Origin of the sequence: Amycolatopsis endophytica (assembly GCF_013410405.1) — a bacterium.
Lineage (GTDB): Bacteria > Actinomycetota > Actinomycetes > Mycobacteriales > Pseudonocardiaceae > Amycolatopsis_E > Amycolatopsis_E endophytica.
In genome coordinates this window covers 1,734,030-1,751,623 of the sequence record NZ_JACCFK010000002.1, presented here as the reverse complement: position 1 = coordinate 1,751,623, position 17,594 = coordinate 1,734,030, and the positions used below count along the sequence as shown (strand labels likewise).

Genomic DNA, 17,594 nt, shown 5'->3' with positions numbered 1-17,594 from the left:
GAGGGGCGATCAGCGGCCGGTGAACTTCGCCTTCCCCGGCCCCTCCGCGAGGAACGACCGGACCGCGTTGCGCAGGTCCTCCGTGCGGTAGAGGTCCGCGGCGATCGTCGTGATGTGGGTGTTCGCCTCGGCGACGCCGCCTGCCGAGAAGTGGTCCAGCACCTTCTTCGTCGCCGCGTGGGCGCGGGTCGGGCCCTCCGCCAAGGCGGTCGCGAAGGCGCGTGCGGCGGCGTCGAAGCCGTCGTCGGGCAGGACGCGGTTCACCACACCCCAGTGCTCCAGCGCCGAAGCCGGGTACCGCTCGCCGGTCATGACGAACTCCTTCGCCCGGCCGACGCCGGCCCGCGCGGCCAGCCGCTGCGTGCCGCCCATCGTCGGCGTCAACCCGACCACCTTCTCGACCAGGCCGAACGACGCACTCGACGCCGCCAGGATCAGGTCGCACGCCACCGCGACCTCGAACGCCCACGTCAGGCACAACCCGTGCGCCGCGAACACCGTCGGGATCTCCAGCGCCGCGATCTTCTCCGGCAGCGCCAGCATCCGGTCGAACATCTCCTTGGCCTGCTCCGGCGTCTCCTGCGCCGCGAACAGCGACACGTCCACCCCGCCGCTCACGATCTTGCCCTCGGCACGGACCAGCAGGGCCCGCGCGTCCCCGAGGCGGTCCAGCGCGGCGTCGAAGTCCGCGTGCAGATCCAGTGTGTACAGGTTGAGCGGCCCCGCGTCGATCGTCAGCACGGCCAGCCCGCTCGGCTCGGTCTCCAGGCGCACAGTCACAAGCCCGAACCCTAGACGGGCGCGCCCGGAGCACGGCGATCACCGCCTCAGCGGGTCCGGCCCGGCACCCTCGCGGGCCACCCGCGGCTGACGTTCGTGGCGGCGCGTTCCGGTCACTGAGTTGATCCGCGACCGGGTCCGGCGCGAATGTTGCACAATCGAAGGGTGCGCCGCGGGCAGGGCGGTGCGGACACCTTTCGGGAGGCGTGGACTGATGAGCCGCACGGGGCCGGCCGCGCGGGAGGCGATGCCGCCCGAGGCGGTGCTGACCCCGGCCGCGGTGGCGAGCCGGCTCGGTGTCGCGGTCGCGACGCTGCGGAGCTGGGACCGCAGGCACGGCCTCGGCCCGAGTTCCCGCGAGCCGGGGCGGCACCGCCGCTACACGGCCGGCGACCTGCGGCGCCTGGAACGGGTGGTGCACCTCGTGCGGCAGGGCGTCCCGGTGGCCAGTGCGGCTGCGACGGTGAGCACGGGCGCCGCGCCCCCGGCAACGATGCCGGGGGAGCTGCCGGACCGTGTCGCCTCCCGGCGGCGACGCTCCCTGCGCGGTGCAGCGGAGAAACTGGACCCGGACGCCTTCCGCCGCATCGTGGTCGGCTTTCTCGACCGTCACGGCACGGTGGACACCTGGCAGAAGCTGCTCGTGCCGTTCCTGCGGGAGCTGGGGGAGCGCTGCGCCGAGCCGGGCGGCCCGGTCGAGGTCGAGCATCTGGCCACCGACGGCATCATCGCCGCACTGCACGCCATCCCGCCCGGCACCACGAGCGCCGCGTCGGTCCTGCTGGCCTGCGCCCCGGACGAACAGCACTCCCTGCCGCTGGAAGTGCTGCGCCACGCTCTCGCCGAACGCGGCCGCGGCACCATCTCGCTGGGCGCCCGCGTACCACCGCACTCGCTCGTCACGGCCGTGGCAACCCGCAGACCCGCGGCCACCGTCGTCTGGGCGCATACGGAGGATCTGGCGAGGCAGGTCCCGGTCGGGGAACTGACGGACACGCGCCTGTTCGTGGCAGGTCCGGGCTGGGAGCGGGTCGCGGTGCCCACCGGCACGGAACGGCTGCGGACCCTCGCGGAGGCGGTCGAAGCTCTCAGCTGAATTCGTGCCCGAACCGAGCACCACCGTTTACGCGGCCGCTCCAGGAGGAAGCCCACCGGATGGCGACGAAGGAGGCGGGGATCCGGTGAGGACATCCGACGGCCCGCGTGCAGGGGCGGTGCTGGTGACGGCGGCGCTGCAGTTCGTGGCGGGGACGGCCGGGGGAGCGGGCCTGACCGGCGAGCCGGTCGGGGACGTGGCCAACTCCCATCCGACCCTGCTGCTCCCGGCGGGCACGGCGTTCACGATCTGGTCGCTGATCTACGCGGTCCTGCTGGTCACGGCGGTGTGGCAGGCCCTGCCCGCCCAGCGCCACCGCGACGTGCACCGCCGGACGGGATGGTGGCTCGCCGTGTCCGGCGTGCTCAACGCGGCCTGGATCGTGGTGTTCACGCAGCACTGGATCGTCGTGTCCGAGGTCGTCATCGTCGCGCTGCTGGCGTGCCTGCTGACCGCCTTCGCGAAACTGGGCCCCGCCCGCGGCTGGGCCGACCGGCTCCTGCTGCACATCCCGCTCGGGCTCTACGCGGGCTGGGTGACGGCGGCGACGGTCGCCGGAGCCGCGACCACCGGCGCCGCGCTCGGTATCCGCCCGCCGGACACCGTCGCGGTCGTCCTGGCCGGTGCCGCCACGCTCGCCACCGCGGCTGTCACCGTCTGGGTCGTCTCGCGCTGGCGAGCGGTCGCGGGTTACGCGCTCGCCGTCGCCTGGGCACTGACCTGGATCGCCGTCGCCACCCCCGCGACCGCCGTCGTCGCGACCGCGCTGACCGGGGTCGCCCTGGTCGTGGTCGCGGCCGGGCTGCGGCTGGCGCGCGGCGGCCGTTCCGCGACGCTCGGCTGACGCCGTGCGGTGCGTGGTCTTCGGCGCGAGCGGCTACCTCGGCTGCCGCCTCGTCCCTGAGCTGCTGGAGGCGGGCCACGAGGTGCGTGCCGCGGTACGCACGACGGCCAAACTGGACGACGTGCCCTGGCGTCCGCGCGCCGAGATCGTCCGGGCCGACGTCACCGACGCTGCCTCCGTGGCCGCCGCGCTGGACGGCCAGGACGTCGTCTACTACCTGGTCCACGCACTCCACCAGCGCGACTTCGTGCAGCGCGACCGGCTCGCCGCGCACATCGTCGCCGACGCGTCGGCCGAAGCCGGGGTGCGGCGGATCGTCTACCTCGGCGGCCTCACCCCGCCCGGCAAGCTGTCCGACCACCTCGCCTCCCGCGCCGAAGTCGGGCGGATCCTCCTCGAATCCGGCGTGCCCACCGCCGTGCTGCGGGCCGCGATCGTGGTCGGCTCCGGGTCGGCGAGCTTCGAGATGCTGCGCCACCTCACCGAACGCCTGCCCGCGATGGTCACGCCGCGCTGGGTGCACAACCGGGTGCAGCCGATCGCCGTGCGGGACGTGCTGCACTACCTCGTGCACGCCGCGGACCTGCCGCCGGAGGTCAGCCGCGCCTTCGACATCGGCGGCCCGGACGTGCTCACCTACCTGCGGATGATGCGGCGGTTCGCGGCGGTCGCCGACCTCCCGCGGCGGGTGGTCGTGCCGGTGCCGGTGCTCACGCCGAGGTTGTCCGCGCAGTGGATCGACGTCGTCACCCCGGTGCCGCGCAGGATCGCCGTACCGCTGGTCGAGTCGCTCGTGCACGAGGTCGTCTGCCGTGAACACGACATCGCCGAGCATATTCCCGACCCGGAGCCGACGGGCTACGACGACGCTCTCCGCCTGGCGCTGGCACACACCCGCCGCGCCGGGGAGCCGTGGCCCGACCCGCTGCCCTCGGATCCGCTGCCGTCCGATCCGGCGTGGAGCGGCGGATCGGTCTACGAGGACGTCCGCGAATGCCACAGCACCGCCTCGCCGGACCGGCTGTGGGCGGTGGTCGAGTCGATCGGCGGGCACCGCGGCTGGTGGCCGGCGGGCGAGCCCCGTGTGCTGCGGCTGGACTTGCCGCGGGTGGTGCCGGGCCGGGGCTGGCTGGAGTTGTCCGTCACGCCCGAACCGGGCGGATGCCGCTACCGGCAGCGGGCCGTCTTCGAGCCGCGCGGTCTGGCCGGGCACCTCTACTGGAAGGCGGGCGCGCCGGTGCTGGGCGTGGTGTTCGCGGCGATGGCCCAGGGCATTGCCCGGCTGCGTACTCCTGTGACAGCGTGATCGCATGGCCGAGTCCGCGGTCCGGGTCGAGGTCGATGGCCCGGTGCACACCGTCATCCTGTCCCGCCCGCACGCCCGCAACGCGGTCGACGGGCCCACCGCGCGAGCCCTGCTGGAGGCATTCGAGGCGTTCGACGCCGACGATTCCGCCGCGGTCGCCGTGCTCTGGGGCGAGGGCGGCACGTTCTGCGCAGGGGCCGACCTCAAGGCGATGGGCACCGAACGCGGCAACCGCCTCGGCGACGACGGCCCCGGTCCGATGGGCCCGACGCGGCTGCGCCTGGGCAAACCGGTCATCGCCGCGGTCGCCGGGCACGCGGTGGCGGGCGGGCTCGAACTGGCCCTGTGGTGCGACCTGCGGGTCGCCGCGGACGACGCGGTGTTCGGCGTGTTCTGCCGCCGCTGGGGTGTGCCGCTCATCGACGGCGGCACGGTCCGGCTGCCCCGCCTGATCGGCGTGAGCAGGGCGATGGACCTCGTGCTCACCGGACGGCCGGTGCCCGCGGACGAGGCACTGGCGATGGGCCTGGCGAACCGCGTCGTCGCGGCGGGCACCGAACGCGCCGCGGCCGAGGAGCTGGCCGCCGCGCTCGCCCGGCTCCCGCAGACGTGCCTGCGCCAGGACCGGCTGTCGCTGCTCGAACAGGACGGGCTCGACGAGCAGGCCGCGATGGCAGGCGAATGGCGGCACGGCATGGCCTCACTCGCCGAAGCCGCGGAAGGAGTGCAGCGCTTCACGGCGGGCGCCGGGCGAGGTGGCTCGTTCGGCTAGCTTTGCTTTCGAAACATGCTCTACTGACCGTCGTTGATGGCGTTGTTGGTGCCGGTGACGAGCCAGCGGGCCACGTCGTGCAGCTTGCGGTTCGAGTTCTGCGAGGCGCGCACCAGCAGGTGGAACGCCTGGTCGTCGGTGACGCGGTGCCGTTCCATCAAAATCCCCTTCGCCATCGAGATGACGTCGCGGGACTCCAGGGCGCTGCGCAGCTGCTGCTGCGCGCGCGAACCGGCCAGCGCGACCGCCGCGTGTGCCGCGAACAGCCCGCCCACGTGCTCGGCCGACTCGTCGAACGCGTCACGCTCCGAGGAGTACAGGTTCAGCGCGCCCAGCAGCGTTTTCCCCGTGTAGAGGCGGATCGCCAGCATCGAGCGGACCCCGAGCTCGGCGGCACCGGCACCGAACTGCGGCCAGCGCTGGTCCAGGCCGACGTCACCCGTGCGATAGGCGACGTCTTCGAACACGGCGTCCACGCAGGGGCCCTCGCCGAGCTTGTGCTGCAGCTCGTCGAGTCGCGCGACCCGCTCGCTGGACGGGGCGACGGAGGACAGGCTGCCGCCGTCGAGCAGTGAGATCCCCGCGTCCTCGGTTCCCGGCACCGAGCCGGTCACGGTTCGGACGATGTTCGTGACCGTCTGCTCGACGTCCGGCTCCGGCTCGAGCGTGCGCACGACCGCGCTGAGCGCGTCCGCCAGTTCGGGACCTTCGGCGGGTCTGATGAGTTCGTCCGTCACCCGGACAGTCTTATCCATAGCGGTGCGCCGCGACAGAGGCGAGGTCAGATCCCGGGGTCGCGCGGCGGGCTGATGCGGTCCCGGCGGAGCGCCGCCGTCGCGCACGCCACGCACGCGAGGACGAACAGTCCGGCCAGTGCCCACGACCACGCCGCGGCCATGGTCACCGCCAGGTAGACCTCGAGGGCGGCCGTCACGGCGAACGCCACGGCAACCACCGCCCAGAACCACCTGATCGCACGCATGGGAACCACTCCTCGCCGGGTTGCTCCCCCTATCGCCCGCGGACGGCGCTGAGTTACCGCGAGTCCCACCTTCCCGTGGGTGCGCGGCCGCTACGCGTGGTCCTCGCAGTACTTGAGGACCGGCAGGATCGCGCGTTCCGTGCGGGCCTCCGGATCGGGCTCGGCGCAGGCAGCCAGCCTCCTCAGCAGGTCGTCGGCGTCGAGTCCGGTCCCGATCAGCACCAGGCGCGTGCCCGGCGGGCCGTCCCATGGCGAGCGGTGGAACCGCAGGTAGGGCCCGACGGTCTGCAGCAGGAACCGGCCCTCGTGCCCGGGCACCCCGAAGTCCACCGGGCCCTTCATCCGGTACAGCCCGGCGGGCCGTTCGGTCAGGAACGCCAGCAGGCGCCGCGGATGCAGTGGCGTGTCCGAACTGAACTCGACGCTGCCGTAGGCGTCGTGCAGGTGCTCGTGGTGATGCCCGTCCTCGTGCCGCAGGTCGTCGAAGGACAGCTGCCGCGCCACCGGCCGGCGCTCACCGGCGTCGAAGAGCAGGCCGGGGTCGATCGCGCCGAACGAGGCCGGCACCACGGGACGGCCGTCGCTGACCTTGCGGATGAGTTCGACGATGCCGGGATCGTCCCGCTGGTCGGCCTTGTTCAGCACCACGAGATCGGCGAAGCGCAGGTGCTCGTCCAGTTCGGGATGGCGCAGCCGGTTGGTCTCGAACTCGACGGCGTCCACGACCTCGACCAGCCCGCCGTAGGCGATGCGCGGGTTCTCGCTGGCCAGCAGCATCCGTACCAGGTCGCGCGGCTCGGCCAGGCCGCTGGCCTCGATGACGATCGCGTCGATGCCCTGGCCGGGCTCGGCGAGCCGCTCCAGCATCCGGTCCAGGCCCGCGGTGTCCACGGCACAGCACAGGCAGCCGTTGCCCATCGGCAGCATCGCGTCGACCTGGCCGGCGACCGCCAGCGCGTCCACGTTGATGCGGCCGAAGTCGTTGACGATCACCCCGATGCGGTGGTCGCGCGCGTGCGTCAGCAGGTGGTTGACCAGGGTCGTCTTGCCCGAGCCCAGGTATCCGGCGACCAGGACCACGGGAATCGGTTCGCTCTTCACCGCGGGGCAGGATAACGCGCCTTCACACCCGCCAGTGGTATTGCCGCTCCGGTCGGCCGGTCCCGCCGTAGCGCAGGCGCACCTCGGCCCGTCCCGCGGCGACGAAGTGCTCCAGATAGCGCCGCGCGCTGGGCCGCGACAGGTCCGTCGCGCCCGCGCACTCGCTCGCCGACAGGCCATCCGGATGCGCCTGCAGGGCCTGGCGCACCAGTTCGGCCGTCTGCTCGGTCAGCCCCTTCGGCAGCGACTTCGGCGTGCGGGCCCCGAACACGGCGTCCACGTCCTCCTGCCCGGCGGTGCTGCGCTGCGCGAGCCGGTGCAGTTTCCGGTGCAGCGTGGCGAACTCCTCCAGCTGGGCTTGCAGCGCGGACGAGGAGAACGGCTTGATCAGGTAGTGCAGCGCGCCGCCGCGCAACGCGCCCCGCACGGTCTCCACGTCACGGGCGGCGGTGATGACCAGGACGTCGATGTCCTGTGTCGCCGGATCGGCCCGCAGCTGCCGCAGCACCGACAGGCCGTCCAGGTCCGGCAGGTAGATGTCGAGCAGCACGAGGTCGGGCCGCAGCTCGCGCGCCGCCCGCAGCGCCTCCGCGCCGGTGTGCGCGACACCGGCGACGGTGAACCCGGGCGCACGCGCCACATATCCACTGTGGACCTTGGCGACCATGAAGTCGTCGTCCACCACCAGGACCCGGATCACCGCGGCACCTCCGCTCGCAGGGGCAGGACGGCGGTGAACACCGCGCCGTCGGCGTTGTGCACGGCCACCGAACCGCCGCGCCGCTTGCAGGTCTGCCGCGTCAGCGCGAGCCCGAGCCCGCGCTGACCCCCGTGTTCGGCCGCCTTCGTGGTGAAGCCGTGCGCGAACACCTCGGTCGCGATCTCCGGCGCCACGCCCGGACCGGAGTCACGCACCACCACCGACACCGATCCGGCGTCCTGACGGATCTCGACCTCGATCCAGTCGCCGTCGCGGCCCGCCAGCGCGTCCAGCGCGTTGTCGACGAGGTTGCCGACGACCGTGACCAGGTCGGCGGAAAGCTGCTCGTCCACATCGTCCAGTCGCGTGCCGGGCGCCAGGCGCAGGCCGACACCTCGCTCGGCGGCCAGGCTGGCCTTCGCGATGAGCAGGGCCGCGACCGCCGAATCGGCGATGTGCGCGGTCACCTCCTCATGCCACTTCTCGTGGGCCTGGCTGACCAGATCGACGTAGTGGCGCACCTCGTCGTACTCGCCCAGCTCGATCAGGCCGGCGATGATGTGCAGCCGGTTGGTGAACTCGTGGGCCTGCGCGCGGAGCGTGTCGGTGGCGCGGGAGGTCGCTTCGAGTTCCTCGCGCAGCGCGGCCAGTTCGGTGCGGTCCCGCAACGTGACCACCGCGCCGCGCGCGATCGGCATGCGGTTGAGCGCGAGCACGCGCCCGGCGCGCAAACCGATCTGGTCGACACCGCGGGCCCGGCCGGTGAGGACGTCGGTGAGCCGTTCGTTGAGGCCCAGCTCGTCCACGGCGCGCCCGACGCAGTCCTCCGGCAGGGCCAGCAGATCGCGGGCCTGGTCGTTGACGAGGGTGACGCGGTGCTGCGGGTCGAGGCCGAGCACGCCCTCCTTGATGCCGTGCAGCAACGCCTCGCGGTGTTCGGCCAATGCGGTGATCTCGCGTGGTTCCATGCCCAGCGTCTGCCGTTTGACGCGCCAGGTGAGCAGGAGCGACCCGGCGACGCCGACGACGGTGGCGATGCCGAGCAGGGTCAGCGCCGTGCCGGGGGAGTTGGCGATGCCTTCGAAGAAGCCGGGTGTCGCGGTGCCGGCGGAGACGATCCCGACGAGCTGTCCGGCGTCGCCGAGCACCGGCACGTGAGCGACGAGCTGGCCGCTCACGACACCGACCCACGCACGGCCCCGCAGCACCGTCGAGGAGCCCAGCGGCAGCTCGGTGCGCAGCTGGTTCGGATCGGGAGACGTGAGTACGCGCCGGTCGGGCGCCGCGATGATCACCGAATCCGCGCCGGAGAGGGTGCGCGCGCTCTCGGCGAAGGCGGGCAGCGCGTCGCGCCGGACGGGGTCGGCGAGGCTCGCCCGTACCCCGGCGGTCGCGGCGACCTGTTCGGCGACGGCGAGCAGCTTGCGGCCCTGCGTGTCGGTGAAGGTCCGGTCGGACTGCACGGCCGAGTACCCGAACACGCACGCGAGCAGGGCGAACACGATGATCAGCTGCCAGCCCAGCAGCTGGCGGGCCAGCGATCCTTGGGCACCCACGTCCCTCACTATCGCATCCGCGGGCGCGGCGCGGGCCGTGACCACAATGACCACAAGGACCGATAAGCGCGCAACGGGTGACAGCGGCCGTGGCGGGCGGCAGGATGCCCGTCGACGAAGGTCCACAACGAGGTGCGCTGATGAAGAATCGCAAGGCGTGGCTCGCCGTTTTCGGCGCCGCCGCGGCACTCCTGCTCGTTCCCCCGCTGGTGACGGCGGGCGGCGAGGAGACCGGGCCCCAGATCCGGGGTCTGCGGATGATGGTTCCCAACTCGCCCGGCGGCGGCTACGACATCACGGCCCGCACGGCGGTGAAGGCGGTCGAGGACGCCGGGCTCAACGGCAACGTCGAGGTGTTCAACCTGCCCGGCGCCGGCGGCACGGTCGGCCTCGGGCGGCTGGTGAACGAACGTGGTAACGGCAAACTGGCCATGTCCATGGGCCTCGGTGTGGTCGGCTCGGTGTACACGAACAAGTCGCCGTCGTCGCTGCAGGACACGACGGCGGTGGCGAAGCTGACCGAAGAGTCCGACATCATCGTGGTCAGCAAGGACTCGCCCTACCAGACGATCCAGCAGCTGGTGGGGGCGTGGAAGGCCGACCCGGGCAGCGTGCCCGTCGGTGGCGGTTCGGCGCCCGGCGGCCCGGACCACCTGGCGCCGATGCTGATGGCCCAGGCAGCGGGGATCCCGCCGACGCGGGTCAACTACATCCCGTTCGACGGTGGCGGCGAGCTGATGGCGTCCGTGCTGGGCGGCAAGGTGGCGTTCGGGGTCTCCGGCATCGGTGAAACCCGCGACCAGATCGACGCCGGCGCGCTGCGGGCACTGGCGGTGACGGGCCCGGTGCGGGTGCCGGGCATCGACGCGCCCACGCTGCAGGAGTCCGGTGTGGACGTCGCGTTCACCAACTGGCGCGGCATCGTCGCGCCACCCGGTCTCTCGGACAGTGACCGCGAGCGGTTGATCGGCCTGTTCACGCGCCTGCAGGACACGCCACAGTGGCAGGAGGCGTTGCAGCGCAACGGATGGACACCGGCCTTCCAGCCCGGGGACGAGTTCGCGGCGTTCCTGAAGACGGAGAACGACCGCGTGGCCTCGGTGCTGAAGGAGCTGGGGCTGGCATGAGCGTGACGATGCACCGTTTCCCGGTTCCCCCATGCCACCTTGGGGGACGTCGGATTCCCGGCGGGCGTGCCGTACTGGAGGAGGTGGGGCTGGCATGAGCGTGGTCGAGGAAGAGACGTCGCCGCGATCGAAGTCGTGGTGGCGCGCGCATTCCGAACTCGGTGTGTGCGCGTTCCTGTTCGCGGTCGGCGTGCTGGTGCTGGCCGACGCGCTGCGGATCCCGGCGGATTTCACGCAGCGCGGGCCGGTGGGCCCCAAGGCGGTGCCGGTTCTCGTCGGCTCGTTGTTGCTGCTCGTGGCGTTGCTGCTGGCACGCGACGTGCTGCGCGGCGGCCGCGGCGAGGCGGAAGCCGGGGAGGACGTCGACCTCGACGCCCCCGCCGACTGGCGGACGGTGCTGTTGTTGTCGGGAGCCTTCCTGGCCAACGCGGCGCTGATCGGCACCCTCGGTTTCCCGCTGTCGTCGGCGATCATGTTCTGGGGCGCGGCCTACGCGCTGGGCAGCAGGCACCTGGTGCGCGACCCGTTGATCGCGGCCGCGGTGTCGCTCGTGACCTGGTTCGCGTTCACCGTGCTGCTGGGTGTTCCGCTGCCCGGCGGCCCACTGATGGGGGTGCTGTAGCTGATGGACCTGTCGAATCTGTGGGCGGGTTTCGGCACCGCGCTGACCCCGTCACACCTGCTGTTCGCCGCGATCGGCGTGGTGCTGGGCACCGCGATCGGGGTGCTGCCGGGCATCGGCCCGGCGATGGCGGTGGCACTGCTGCTGCCGGTGACCTACGGCCTCGACCCGACGGCGGCGTTCATCATGTTCGCCGGTATCTACTACGGCGGTATGTTCGGTGGCTCGACGACATCGATCCTGCTGAACACGCCGGGGGAGAGCGCCGCGGTCGTCACGGCGATCGAGGGCAATCCCATGGCACGCAAGGGCCGCGGCCCGCAGGCCCTGGCCGCCGCCGCGATCGGGCACTTCGTGGGCGGCATCATCGGCACGATCGCGCTGGTGCTGCTGGCGCCGCTGATCGCGGACCTGGCCGTCGACATCGGCGCGCCGGACTACTTCGCGATCATGGTGCTGGCCTTCATCGCCGTGACGTCGGTCCTGGGCAAGTCCCGTGTCCGCGGGTACGCCTCCTTGCTGATCGGCTTGACGATCGGTCTGGTGGGGCTGGACGAGATGACCGGCCAGTCCCGGCTGACGTTCGGGTCACTGCACCTCGCGGACGGGGTGGACGTGGTGATCGTCGCGGTCGGCCTGTTCGCCGTCGGCGAGTCGCTGTGGGTCGCGGCGCACCTGCGGCAGAGCCAGGCGAAAGCGATCCCCGTCGGACGGCCGTGGCTGTCGCGGGGCGACCTGCGCCGCACGTGGAAGCCGTGGCTGCGTGGCCCGGTGATCGGTTTCCCGTTCGGCGCGATTCCGGCCGGTGGCGCCGAAATCCCGACGTTCCTGTCCTACGTGACGGAGAAACGCCTGTCCCGCCGCAAGGACGAGTTCGGGTCCGGAGCGATCGAAGGCGTGGCGGGTCCCGAGTCGACGGCCAGCGCGTCCGCGGCCGGGACACTGGTGTCGATGCTGACGCTGGGCCTGCCCACGACAGCGGTCGCCGCGGTGATGCTGGCGGCCTTCCAGCAGTACGGCATCCAGCCGGGTCCGCTGCTGTTCCAGCGGGAGTCCGCGCTGGTGTGGGCGTTGATCGCGAGCCTGTTCGTCGGGCTGGTGCTGTTGCTGCTGATCAACCTGCCGATGGCGCCGGTGTGGGCGAGGCTGCTGCGGATCCCGCGCCCGTACCTGTACGCGGGCATCCTGTTCTTCGCCAGCGTCGGGGCGTACGCCGTCAGTGGTTCGGTGATCGATCTGATCCTCCTCTACGTCATCGGTGTGATCGGTTTCGTGATGCGGCGTTTCGGTCTGCCGGTGCTGCCGGCGATCATCGGCGTCATCCTGGGCCCGGCGGCGGAGCAACAGATGCGCCGGGCACTCCAGATCAGCGACGGTGAATTGAGCGGCTTGTTCGACTCCCCTCTGGCGATCGCGGTGTACGTGCTGGTGGCGGTGCTGCTGGCGTGGCCATTGGTGCGCAAGCTGGTGCGCCGGCGCGAATCCGTGGAGGTCTGAGTGACCGGGGAGGGCGGTCCGCGGGCCGCCCTCCCCGGTCACTGTCAGGGTCGGGCAGGGATGGCCTGCCCGACCTCTGTCGGGGCCGGGTGCGGGTTCGGGGCATGGCTGCCCTGCCCGGCCTCCGTCGGGGTCAGGGACGGAGCACTGCCACGCTCCCGATCTCCAGCGCCACCCATAGGGACCCGTCCGGGGCGACGGCGAGCCCGTGTGGCTCGGAGCCTGGCGCGGGAAACGCGAAGTGTTCGAAGCCGCCGTCCGGCCCCACGTGTCCGAGCCGGCTGGCGCCCCACTCCGTGAACCAGCAGCCACCCTCGCCGTCGGGGGTGATGGCGTGCGGGCGGGCCGCCCGGTCGGGGAGCGGGAACTCCGTGACGTCCCCGTCCGGGGTGATCCGGCCGATCTGTCCGGCCCCGATCTCGACGAACCACACCGCGCCGTCGTCGCCGCGGGCGATGCCGACCGGTGCGGCCTTCTCGGTCGGCAACGGGAACGTCGTGACCTCGCCGTCGACCGTGACACGGGCAATCGCATCGGCTTGATTCAGCGTCACCCACAGCGCACCATCGCCGCCCGTGACGATCGTGGACGCGAAACACCCCTCCAGCCCGAGTGGGATTTCGTGCACGCCGCCGTCGCCGTCGATGCGCCCGATCCGGTCGAGGTTCATCTCGGTGAACCACAGTGCGCCGTCCGGTCCGGTCGTGATGCCGTACGGTCCCGCGTCCGGGGACGGCACCGTGAACGACGACGCCGTGCCGTCCACGGTGATGCGCCCGATGCGGTGGTCGTGCAGGCGGCTGAACCACAGTGCGCCGTCCGGCCCCGGAGTGATGACGGCCGGCCCGCAGCCGGGATCCAGGTCGAACACCTCCACCGCGTCCCCGACGCGGGCGATCTGTCCATCGTGTACCAGCGTCGCCCACATCCGGCCGTCCGGCCCGGCCGTGATGCCGTAGGGCCCTTTCCCGGGAACCGTGATCTCGTCGAACTGCATGTATCAGCCTTCCTTGCTGGTGAGGTCGAGGTGGTCACCGGACCAGCGCCGTCGCAGCCCGCGGTCGTGGCTCACGAGCACCACCGCGCCGGCGAAGTCCGCCAGTGCCTCCTCCAGCTCCTCGACAAGGGCGAGCGAGAGGTGGTTGGTCGGTTCGTCGAGCAGCAGCACGTCCACCGGACGGGTCAGCAGCCGCGCCAGGGCCACCCGCTGCCGTTGCCCGGTCGACACAGCGCTCGCCCGGCGGTCCAGCTGGTCCCGGGTGAACAGGCCGAGTGACAGCAGGACGTCGGTGGGAACGCCGACTGCCGCCCGGACCGTCTGGTCCGCCGGAAGGACCCGGACCTCCTGTGGCAGGTAGCCGATGGCGCCGCACCGTCGCACCGCGCCCGTGTCCGGGGCCAGTTCGCCGGCCAGCACCCGCAGCAGGGTGCTCTTGCCCGAGCCGTTGCCGCCGGTGATGAGCAGCCGTCCGCCTGCCTTGGCGGTCAGGCCGGTCGGCCGGAGCCTGCCCGTCACGCTCACGCCCGTCGCGTCGAGGAGGACTCCGCCGGCTCCTGCTCCGTCGAAGGAACCGGTGAACCGCAACGGTTCCGGTGGTGGTGGCACCGGATCGGCGAGCAACCGCCGCAGTCGTCCCTCGGCGTTGCGGACGCGGCTCGCGAGCGACCGCTGCACCCGGCCGCCCGCCCGGTCGTAGGCCATCTTGTTGCGGTCCTTCATGGCCCTCGCCGGAGCAACCTCCCGTGCGGTGGTGTCGATCGCCGCGCGCTGGCGATCGACATCCGCGCGCCACTGCTGGTGCTCGGCCGCCCAACGCTGCCGTTGCGCGGCTTTCTCGGACAGGTAACCGCCGTAGCCGTTGCCATATCGGGTGACGGTGTGCGTGTCACCGTCCACTTCGACCAGTTCCGAGGCCACCCGCTCGAGGAAAACCCGATCGTGTGACACGACCACGGTGGTGCCACGGCGTGCCCGCAGGTGGTCCTCGAGCCAGGTCAGGGCGCTCTCGTCCAGGTGGTTGGTCGGCTCGTCGAGCAGCAGCACCTCCGGCGCGGCCACCAGCATCGACGCGAGGTGCAGGCGGACGCGCTCGCCACCGGACAGACTGCCGAGCACACGATTCCGGGCGAGCCCGCTCAGACCGAGACCGTGCAGGACCAGCTCCGCCCGGGATTCGGCCGCGTACCCGCCGCGCAGCTCGAACAGGCTCAGCAGCTCGCCGTACTCGGCGAGCCCCTCGCCCTCGGCCATCCGCGCCTCAAGTTCGCGGAGGCGAGCGGCCAGGGAACGCACATCGCGCAGGGCCTCGTCCAGGACGTCGTCGACCGTCAGGTGTCCGGGAAGTCCGGCATCCTGGGAGAGGTACCCGACGCCACCGTCGGCCCGCACGATGACCTCGCCCTCGTCCGGGCGCTCGTATCCGGCCAGGAGCCGGAGCATCGTCGTCTTCCCGGATCCGTTCTCGCCGACGACCGCGGTACGGCCGCCGGGCTTGAACGAACAGGTGACCGCGTCCAGGACGGGACGGCCGTCGAAGCGTTTCGTGAGGTCGTGAACGGAGAGCTGGGCAGGCAAATGGAGCTCCTCGGCTCGGCGGGCTGGGACGGGACGTGGGTGGAGCGGAACATCGGACTGTCTCCTCGGTCGGGGTTGTTAATGCGACGACTGTCGCGCTAAGATCATGGCATGACCGAGCCGGAGTCCGCAACTCCCCGTCGCCGACCGGGTGGCCGCACCGCCCGCAAGCGCGAGATGGTGATCGACGCCGCCATGTCGTTGCTGGTCGAGGTCACGTATGAGGACCTGACGGTGGATGCGGTGGCCGACCGGGCGGGCGTGCACCGGGCCACGGTCTACCGGCGGTGGGGTGACGTGGGCGGTCTGATCGCGGACGTCTTCGAGACCGCGTCCGACGACGAGTGGGCGCCCGCGGACACGGGTTCCCTGTTCGGTGACCTGGTGTCGATCAACCGCGAGGTGTTCGACGCGCTGGAGGTGGAGTCGTCGCTCACCCGCACGCTGATCAGCGCGTCGTTCCACTGGGACCAGGCGGCGAACGCGCTGCGCTCGTTCTGGCGCGACCGGTACCGGCGGTGCGAAGTGGTGGTCGACCGCGCGGTGGTCCGGGGCGAGGTACCGACCGGCACGAACGCGAACCGGGTCGTGGTGACGGCGACGGCGCCGATCTACCACCGGCTGGTGCTACTGCGGGAGCCGCCCGATCCGGCAGTGGTGGAGGACGCGGCCCGTGACGCGGTGGCGGCGGCGCGGGCGCAGGTGCTCAGTGGATGAGGGAGGCGCTGTTGGTCGGGTTTGGTGAAGTACGTGGCTTGTGACCGCTGGGTCGCGACTGGGACGCCGTCGCCGAGGTGTCTCGACGGCGAGGGCGCGTCGCTCCTCAGTGGCCGAGTTCGTCGATCAGGTCGCGGTAGGTGTGGAAGGAGGGTTTCGGGGTGTAGCCGTCGGTCATGAGCCCGAACCTGTGGAACAGGCCGGGGTTTTCGCTGTCGGCGTCGCGGAGGGCGAAGTGGGTGTAGCCGCTGATCCCGAGTTCCGCGGCGTGCGTGGCGATTGTGCGGACCACGGTCTCGACCACTTCGGACTGCCGCTGGGGGGACCGGCCGGGCCCGGTGGGCCAGCCGTGTTCGGTGATGTGCACGGGGAGGTGGCCGAGGCCGGCGGGGGTCAGAATGTTGTCGCGGTGGTGCCGTAGCAGGCCGGTGACCGCGTCGCCCAGCTCCGCGGCGGGGACGGGGCGGAAGACGTCCGGGAAGAAGTCCAGGCCGACGTAGTCCAGGGCGCGCACGAACTCCGGTCCGCCGGCTTCGGTGAGGCCGGCGATGAACGACGCGCCCGGGCCGAAGAGGGGAGTGGTGTTGAAGCCGACGCGCAGGTGGTCGTGACCGAGCCGGCGGGCGTGGTCCTTGGCTGCGCCGACGCCCGTTACCAGTGCCTCGACCACCTTCGGGTAGTAGCCGTCCAGCGTGGGGTTGCCCGGGACGTTCGGTTCCTCGGTCACCTGCAGCGTGCCGGTGTGCGGGCCGTACTGCTCGACCAGCTGCCGCAGGAACGTCTGGTATCCGGCGATGTTTCCGGAGGCTGACTGGTACTGCGCGACGAGGTCGAGTGAGCGGCCCTGGCCGGTGTACCGAGCTGCGTCGACTGGCGTGAGTGTCGGGTGTGGACCGACGGGTGGTGTCTCGTCGTGGAAGCCGAGGTAGGCGCGAACGAGGAACGGGCGGTCCGGGCGTCCCTGCAACACGCCGACCGCGTCCGCCATCAGTTCCGGGTCGTCGGCGGGACCACCGGCCAGACCGCCGCTGTCATCGCCGGTGACACTGCCTGGGTAGATACCGAAGAGCATGGTCAGTCCTTTCGCGACGGCCAGGTCAGGGAACCGGCGTGGATTTCTCCGATGAGGCCCTCGATCCAGGCGAGTTCCGCGCGTGCGATGTGAAGGGCGTACTCGGCCTCGATCACGTGCAGGCGGGGGACGGTGTCGAGCGCCGCGGACAAGCGGGCCTCGTCGGCCTCGATGCGCTCGGACAGGCGTCGTGCGCGTGCGGTGAGTGCGTCGACCGCCCCGTCCGGACCGAGCGCGCCGAGGTAGGTCACCGCGCCGAGGAACTCGGTGAACTCGCGCCGAGGCTCGCGGATCTGTGCGTCCAACCGCCGGATCAGTTCCCGGCGGCCGACCTCCGTGAGCGTGTAGACAGTGCGCTCGGGACGATTGCCGCTGCGCTCGACGCCTTGCGGTACAAGCCATTCCGCGGCGACCAACGCCTCGACGACGTCGTACAGGGTGCCCCGGTTGATGGCCTTCGCGCGACTCTCACTGCGAGCACGAAGTTCGGCGAGCATTTGGTAGGGGTGGCTCGGGGCCTCCAGGAGCAGGCCCAGCACGGCCAGGACGAGTGGATTGTCCAACGCGCGACGTGGCATAGCCGAAAACTATCAGTCGAAATCGACTATCGCGAGTGTGATTCGAAACACTAAGCAGGTCGGTGCGGTCTTCGGCGACCGCTGGCGACGGGAGCAGGCCGGAGTCCTCCCGGCCGCTCGTACTGGGCGAGGGCCGGCGGGGCCTGCCGTGGTGGACTGAGCGAGGCGTGACAGGGACTGGACTCTTCGCTTGGGTGGGCCGTGCTGGAACGGCCGGGCCGTGCTGAGGTGACTGGCCTGGCTGGAACGGCCGGGCCGTGCTGAGGCGA

The 17,594-nt window shown here is 71.7% G+C and carries 18 protein-coding genes; 8 read left to right on the top strand and 10 right to left on the bottom strand.

Annotated elements, in window-relative coordinates; translation table 11 throughout:
- Positions 1-9: 9 nt before the first annotated feature.
- Positions 10-774 (bottom strand): enoyl-CoA hydratase/isomerase family protein, encoded by a 765-nt coding sequence (locus tag HNR02_RS33620; protein ID WP_179778006.1) that lies wholly within the window; start codon positions 772-774, stop codon positions 10-12.
- Between the two features lie 220 nt (positions 775-994).
- Here HNR02_RS33620 and HNR02_RS33615 point away from each other — a divergent pair, with 220 nt between their 5' ends.
- The 4 genes from HNR02_RS33615 to HNR02_RS33600 all read left to right on the top strand — a co-directional run bounded on the left by HNR02_RS33615 (position 995) and on the right by HNR02_RS33600 (position 4,798).
- Positions 995-1,876, top strand: coding sequence for a MerR family transcriptional regulator (locus tag HNR02_RS33615; RefSeq protein ID WP_179777621.1), 882 nt, complete (start codon positions 995-997; stop codon positions 1,874-1,876).
- Positions 1,877-1,961: 85 nt separating this feature from the next.
- A complete protein-coding gene (locus tag HNR02_RS33610) occupies positions 1,962-2,720 on the top strand; it encodes a TspO-related membrane protein (RefSeq protein WP_179777620.1) in 759 nt (252 codons plus the stop codon).
- Positions 2,721-2,724: 4 nt separating this feature from the next.
- A complete protein-coding gene (locus HNR02_RS33605) occupies positions 2,725-4,026 on the top strand; it encodes a DUF2867 domain-containing protein (RefSeq protein ID WP_179777619.1) in 1,302 nt (433 codons plus the stop codon).
- Between the two features lie 4 nt (positions 4,027-4,030).
- The gene (locus tag HNR02_RS33600) at positions 4,031-4,798 is read left to right on the top strand and encodes a crotonase/enoyl-CoA hydratase family protein (RefSeq protein WP_179777618.1); all 768 of its coding nucleotides are present in this window, start codon (positions 4,031-4,033) and stop codon (positions 4,796-4,798) included.
- A gap of 20 nt (positions 4,799-4,818) precedes the next feature.
- Here HNR02_RS33600 and HNR02_RS33595 read toward each other — a convergent pair whose 3' ends face one another.
- The 5 genes from HNR02_RS33595 to HNR02_RS33575 all read right to left on the bottom strand — a co-directional run bounded on the left by HNR02_RS33595 (position 4,819) and on the right by HNR02_RS33575 (position 9,137).
- The gene (locus HNR02_RS33595; RefSeq protein ID WP_179777617.1) at positions 4,819-5,535 is read right to left on the bottom strand and encodes a GAF and ANTAR domain-containing protein; all 717 of its coding nucleotides are present in this window, start codon (positions 5,533-5,535) and stop codon (positions 4,819-4,821) included.
- 44 nt (positions 5,536-5,579) lie between these two features.
- Positions 5,580-5,780 (bottom strand): hypothetical protein, encoded by a 201-nt coding sequence (locus tag HNR02_RS33590; protein ID WP_179777616.1) that lies wholly within the window; start codon positions 5,778-5,780, stop codon positions 5,580-5,582.
- A 90-nt stretch (positions 5,781-5,870) separates the two neighbouring features.
- Complete coding sequence (locus HNR02_RS33585) at positions 5,871-6,881, bottom strand: CobW family GTP-binding protein (protein ID WP_376772986.1); 1,011 nt, start codon at positions 6,879-6,881, stop codon at positions 5,871-5,873.
- Positions 6,882-6,903: 22 nt separating this feature from the next.
- Positions 6,904-7,581 carry a response regulator gene (locus HNR02_RS33580; RefSeq protein WP_179777615.1) on the bottom strand — a complete coding sequence of 226 codons (678 nt, stop codon included), beginning with the start codon at positions 7,579-7,581 and terminating at the stop codon, positions 6,904-6,906.
- Positions 7,578-9,137 carry a sensor histidine kinase gene (locus HNR02_RS33575; protein ID WP_179777614.1) on the bottom strand — a complete coding sequence of 520 codons (1,560 nt, stop codon included), beginning with the start codon at positions 9,135-9,137 and terminating at the stop codon, positions 7,578-7,580. The genes HNR02_RS33580 and HNR02_RS33575 overlap by 4 nt, the downstream gene beginning before the upstream one ends.
- A gap of 140 nt (positions 9,138-9,277) precedes the next feature.
- Here HNR02_RS33575 and HNR02_RS33570 point away from each other — a divergent pair, with 140 nt between their 5' ends.
- The 3 genes from HNR02_RS33570 (at position 9,278) to HNR02_RS33560 (ending at position 12,383) form a co-directional block, all read left to right on the top strand.
- On the top strand, positions 9,278-10,264 hold the full coding sequence (locus HNR02_RS33570; protein ID WP_179777613.1) for a Bug family tripartite tricarboxylate transporter substrate binding protein: 987 nt from the start codon (positions 9,278-9,280) through the stop codon (positions 10,262-10,264).
- A 94-nt stretch (positions 10,265-10,358) separates the two neighbouring features.
- Complete coding sequence (locus tag HNR02_RS33565; RefSeq protein WP_179777612.1) at positions 10,359-10,886, top strand: tripartite tricarboxylate transporter TctB family protein; 528 nt, start codon at positions 10,359-10,361, stop codon at positions 10,884-10,886.
- Between the two features lie 3 nt (positions 10,887-10,889).
- On the top strand, positions 10,890-12,383 hold the full coding sequence (locus HNR02_RS33560) for a tripartite tricarboxylate transporter permease (protein WP_179777611.1): 1,494 nt from the start codon (positions 10,890-10,892) through the stop codon (positions 12,381-12,383).
- Between the two features lie 133 nt (positions 12,384-12,516).
- Here HNR02_RS33560 and HNR02_RS33555 read toward each other — a convergent pair whose 3' ends face one another.
- Positions 12,517-13,380, bottom strand: coding sequence for a Vgb family protein (locus HNR02_RS33555; RefSeq protein ID WP_179777610.1), 864 nt, complete (start codon positions 13,378-13,380; stop codon positions 12,517-12,519).
- A gap of 3 nt (positions 13,381-13,383) precedes the next feature.
- Complete coding sequence (locus HNR02_RS33550) at positions 13,384-14,958, bottom strand: ABC-F family ATP-binding cassette domain-containing protein (RefSeq protein WP_179777609.1); 1,575 nt, start codon at positions 14,956-14,958, stop codon at positions 13,384-13,386.
- A 111-nt stretch (positions 14,959-15,069) separates the two neighbouring features.
- Between HNR02_RS33550 and HNR02_RS33545 the strand changes: the two genes are divergently transcribed.
- Entirely contained in the window at positions 15,070-15,675 is a 606-nt protein-coding gene (locus tag HNR02_RS33545) for a TetR/AcrR family transcriptional regulator (protein WP_179777608.1), read from the top strand.
- Positions 15,676-15,781: 106 nt separating this feature from the next.
- On the opposite strand, the gene HNR02_RS33540 is transcribed toward HNR02_RS33545, so the two are convergent.
- Positions 15,782-16,747 carry a hypothetical protein gene (locus HNR02_RS33540; protein WP_179777607.1) on the bottom strand — a complete coding sequence of 322 codons (966 nt, stop codon included), beginning with the start codon at positions 16,745-16,747 and terminating at the stop codon, positions 15,782-15,784.
- Between the two features lie 2 nt (positions 16,748-16,749).
- Complete coding sequence (locus HNR02_RS33535; protein ID WP_179777606.1) at positions 16,750-17,325, bottom strand: PadR family transcriptional regulator; 576 nt, start codon at positions 17,323-17,325, stop codon at positions 16,750-16,752.
- Positions 17,326-17,594 lie beyond the last annotated feature (269 nt).

What these genes read in the sequence shown, in the direction of transcription:
- HNR02_RS33565 (WP_179777612.1), top strand. Translation starts at nt 10,359, where the DNA reads ATGAGCGTGGTCGAGGAAGAGACGTCGCCGCGATCGAAGTCGTGGTGG.
- HNR02_RS33560 (WP_179777611.1), top strand. Translation starts at nt 10,890, where the DNA reads ATGGACCTGTCGAATCTGTGGGCGGGTTTCGGCACCGCGCTGACCCCG.
- HNR02_RS33535 (WP_179777606.1), bottom strand. Translation starts at nt 17,325, where the DNA reads ATGCCACGTCGCGCGTTGGACAATCCACTCGTCCTGGCCGTGCTGGGC.
- HNR02_RS33545 (WP_179777608.1), top strand. Translation starts at nt 15,070, where the DNA reads ATGACCGAGCCGGAGTCCGCAACTCCCCGTCGCCGACCGGGTGGCCGC.
- HNR02_RS33540 (WP_179777607.1), bottom strand. Translation starts at nt 16,747, where the DNA reads ATGCTCTTCGGTATCTACCCAGGCAGTGTCACCGGCGATGACAGCGGC.
- HNR02_RS33570 (WP_179777613.1), top strand. Translation starts at nt 9,278, where the DNA reads ATGAAGAATCGCAAGGCGTGGCTCGCCGTTTTCGGCGCCGCCGCGGCA.
- HNR02_RS33615 (WP_179777621.1), top strand. Translation starts at nt 995, where the DNA reads ATGAGCCGCACGGGGCCGGCCGCGCGGGAGGCGATGCCGCCCGAGGCG.
- HNR02_RS33555 (WP_179777610.1), bottom strand. Translation starts at nt 13,380, where the DNA reads ATGCAGTTCGACGAGATCACGGTTCCCGGGAAAGGGCCCTACGGCATC.
- HNR02_RS33590 (WP_179777616.1), bottom strand. Translation starts at nt 5,780, where the DNA reads ATGCGTGCGATCAGGTGGTTCTGGGCGGTGGTTGCCGTGGCGTTCGCC.
- HNR02_RS33600 (WP_179777618.1), top strand. Translation starts at nt 4,031, where the DNA reads ATGGCCGAGTCCGCGGTCCGGGTCGAGGTCGATGGCCCGGTGCACACC.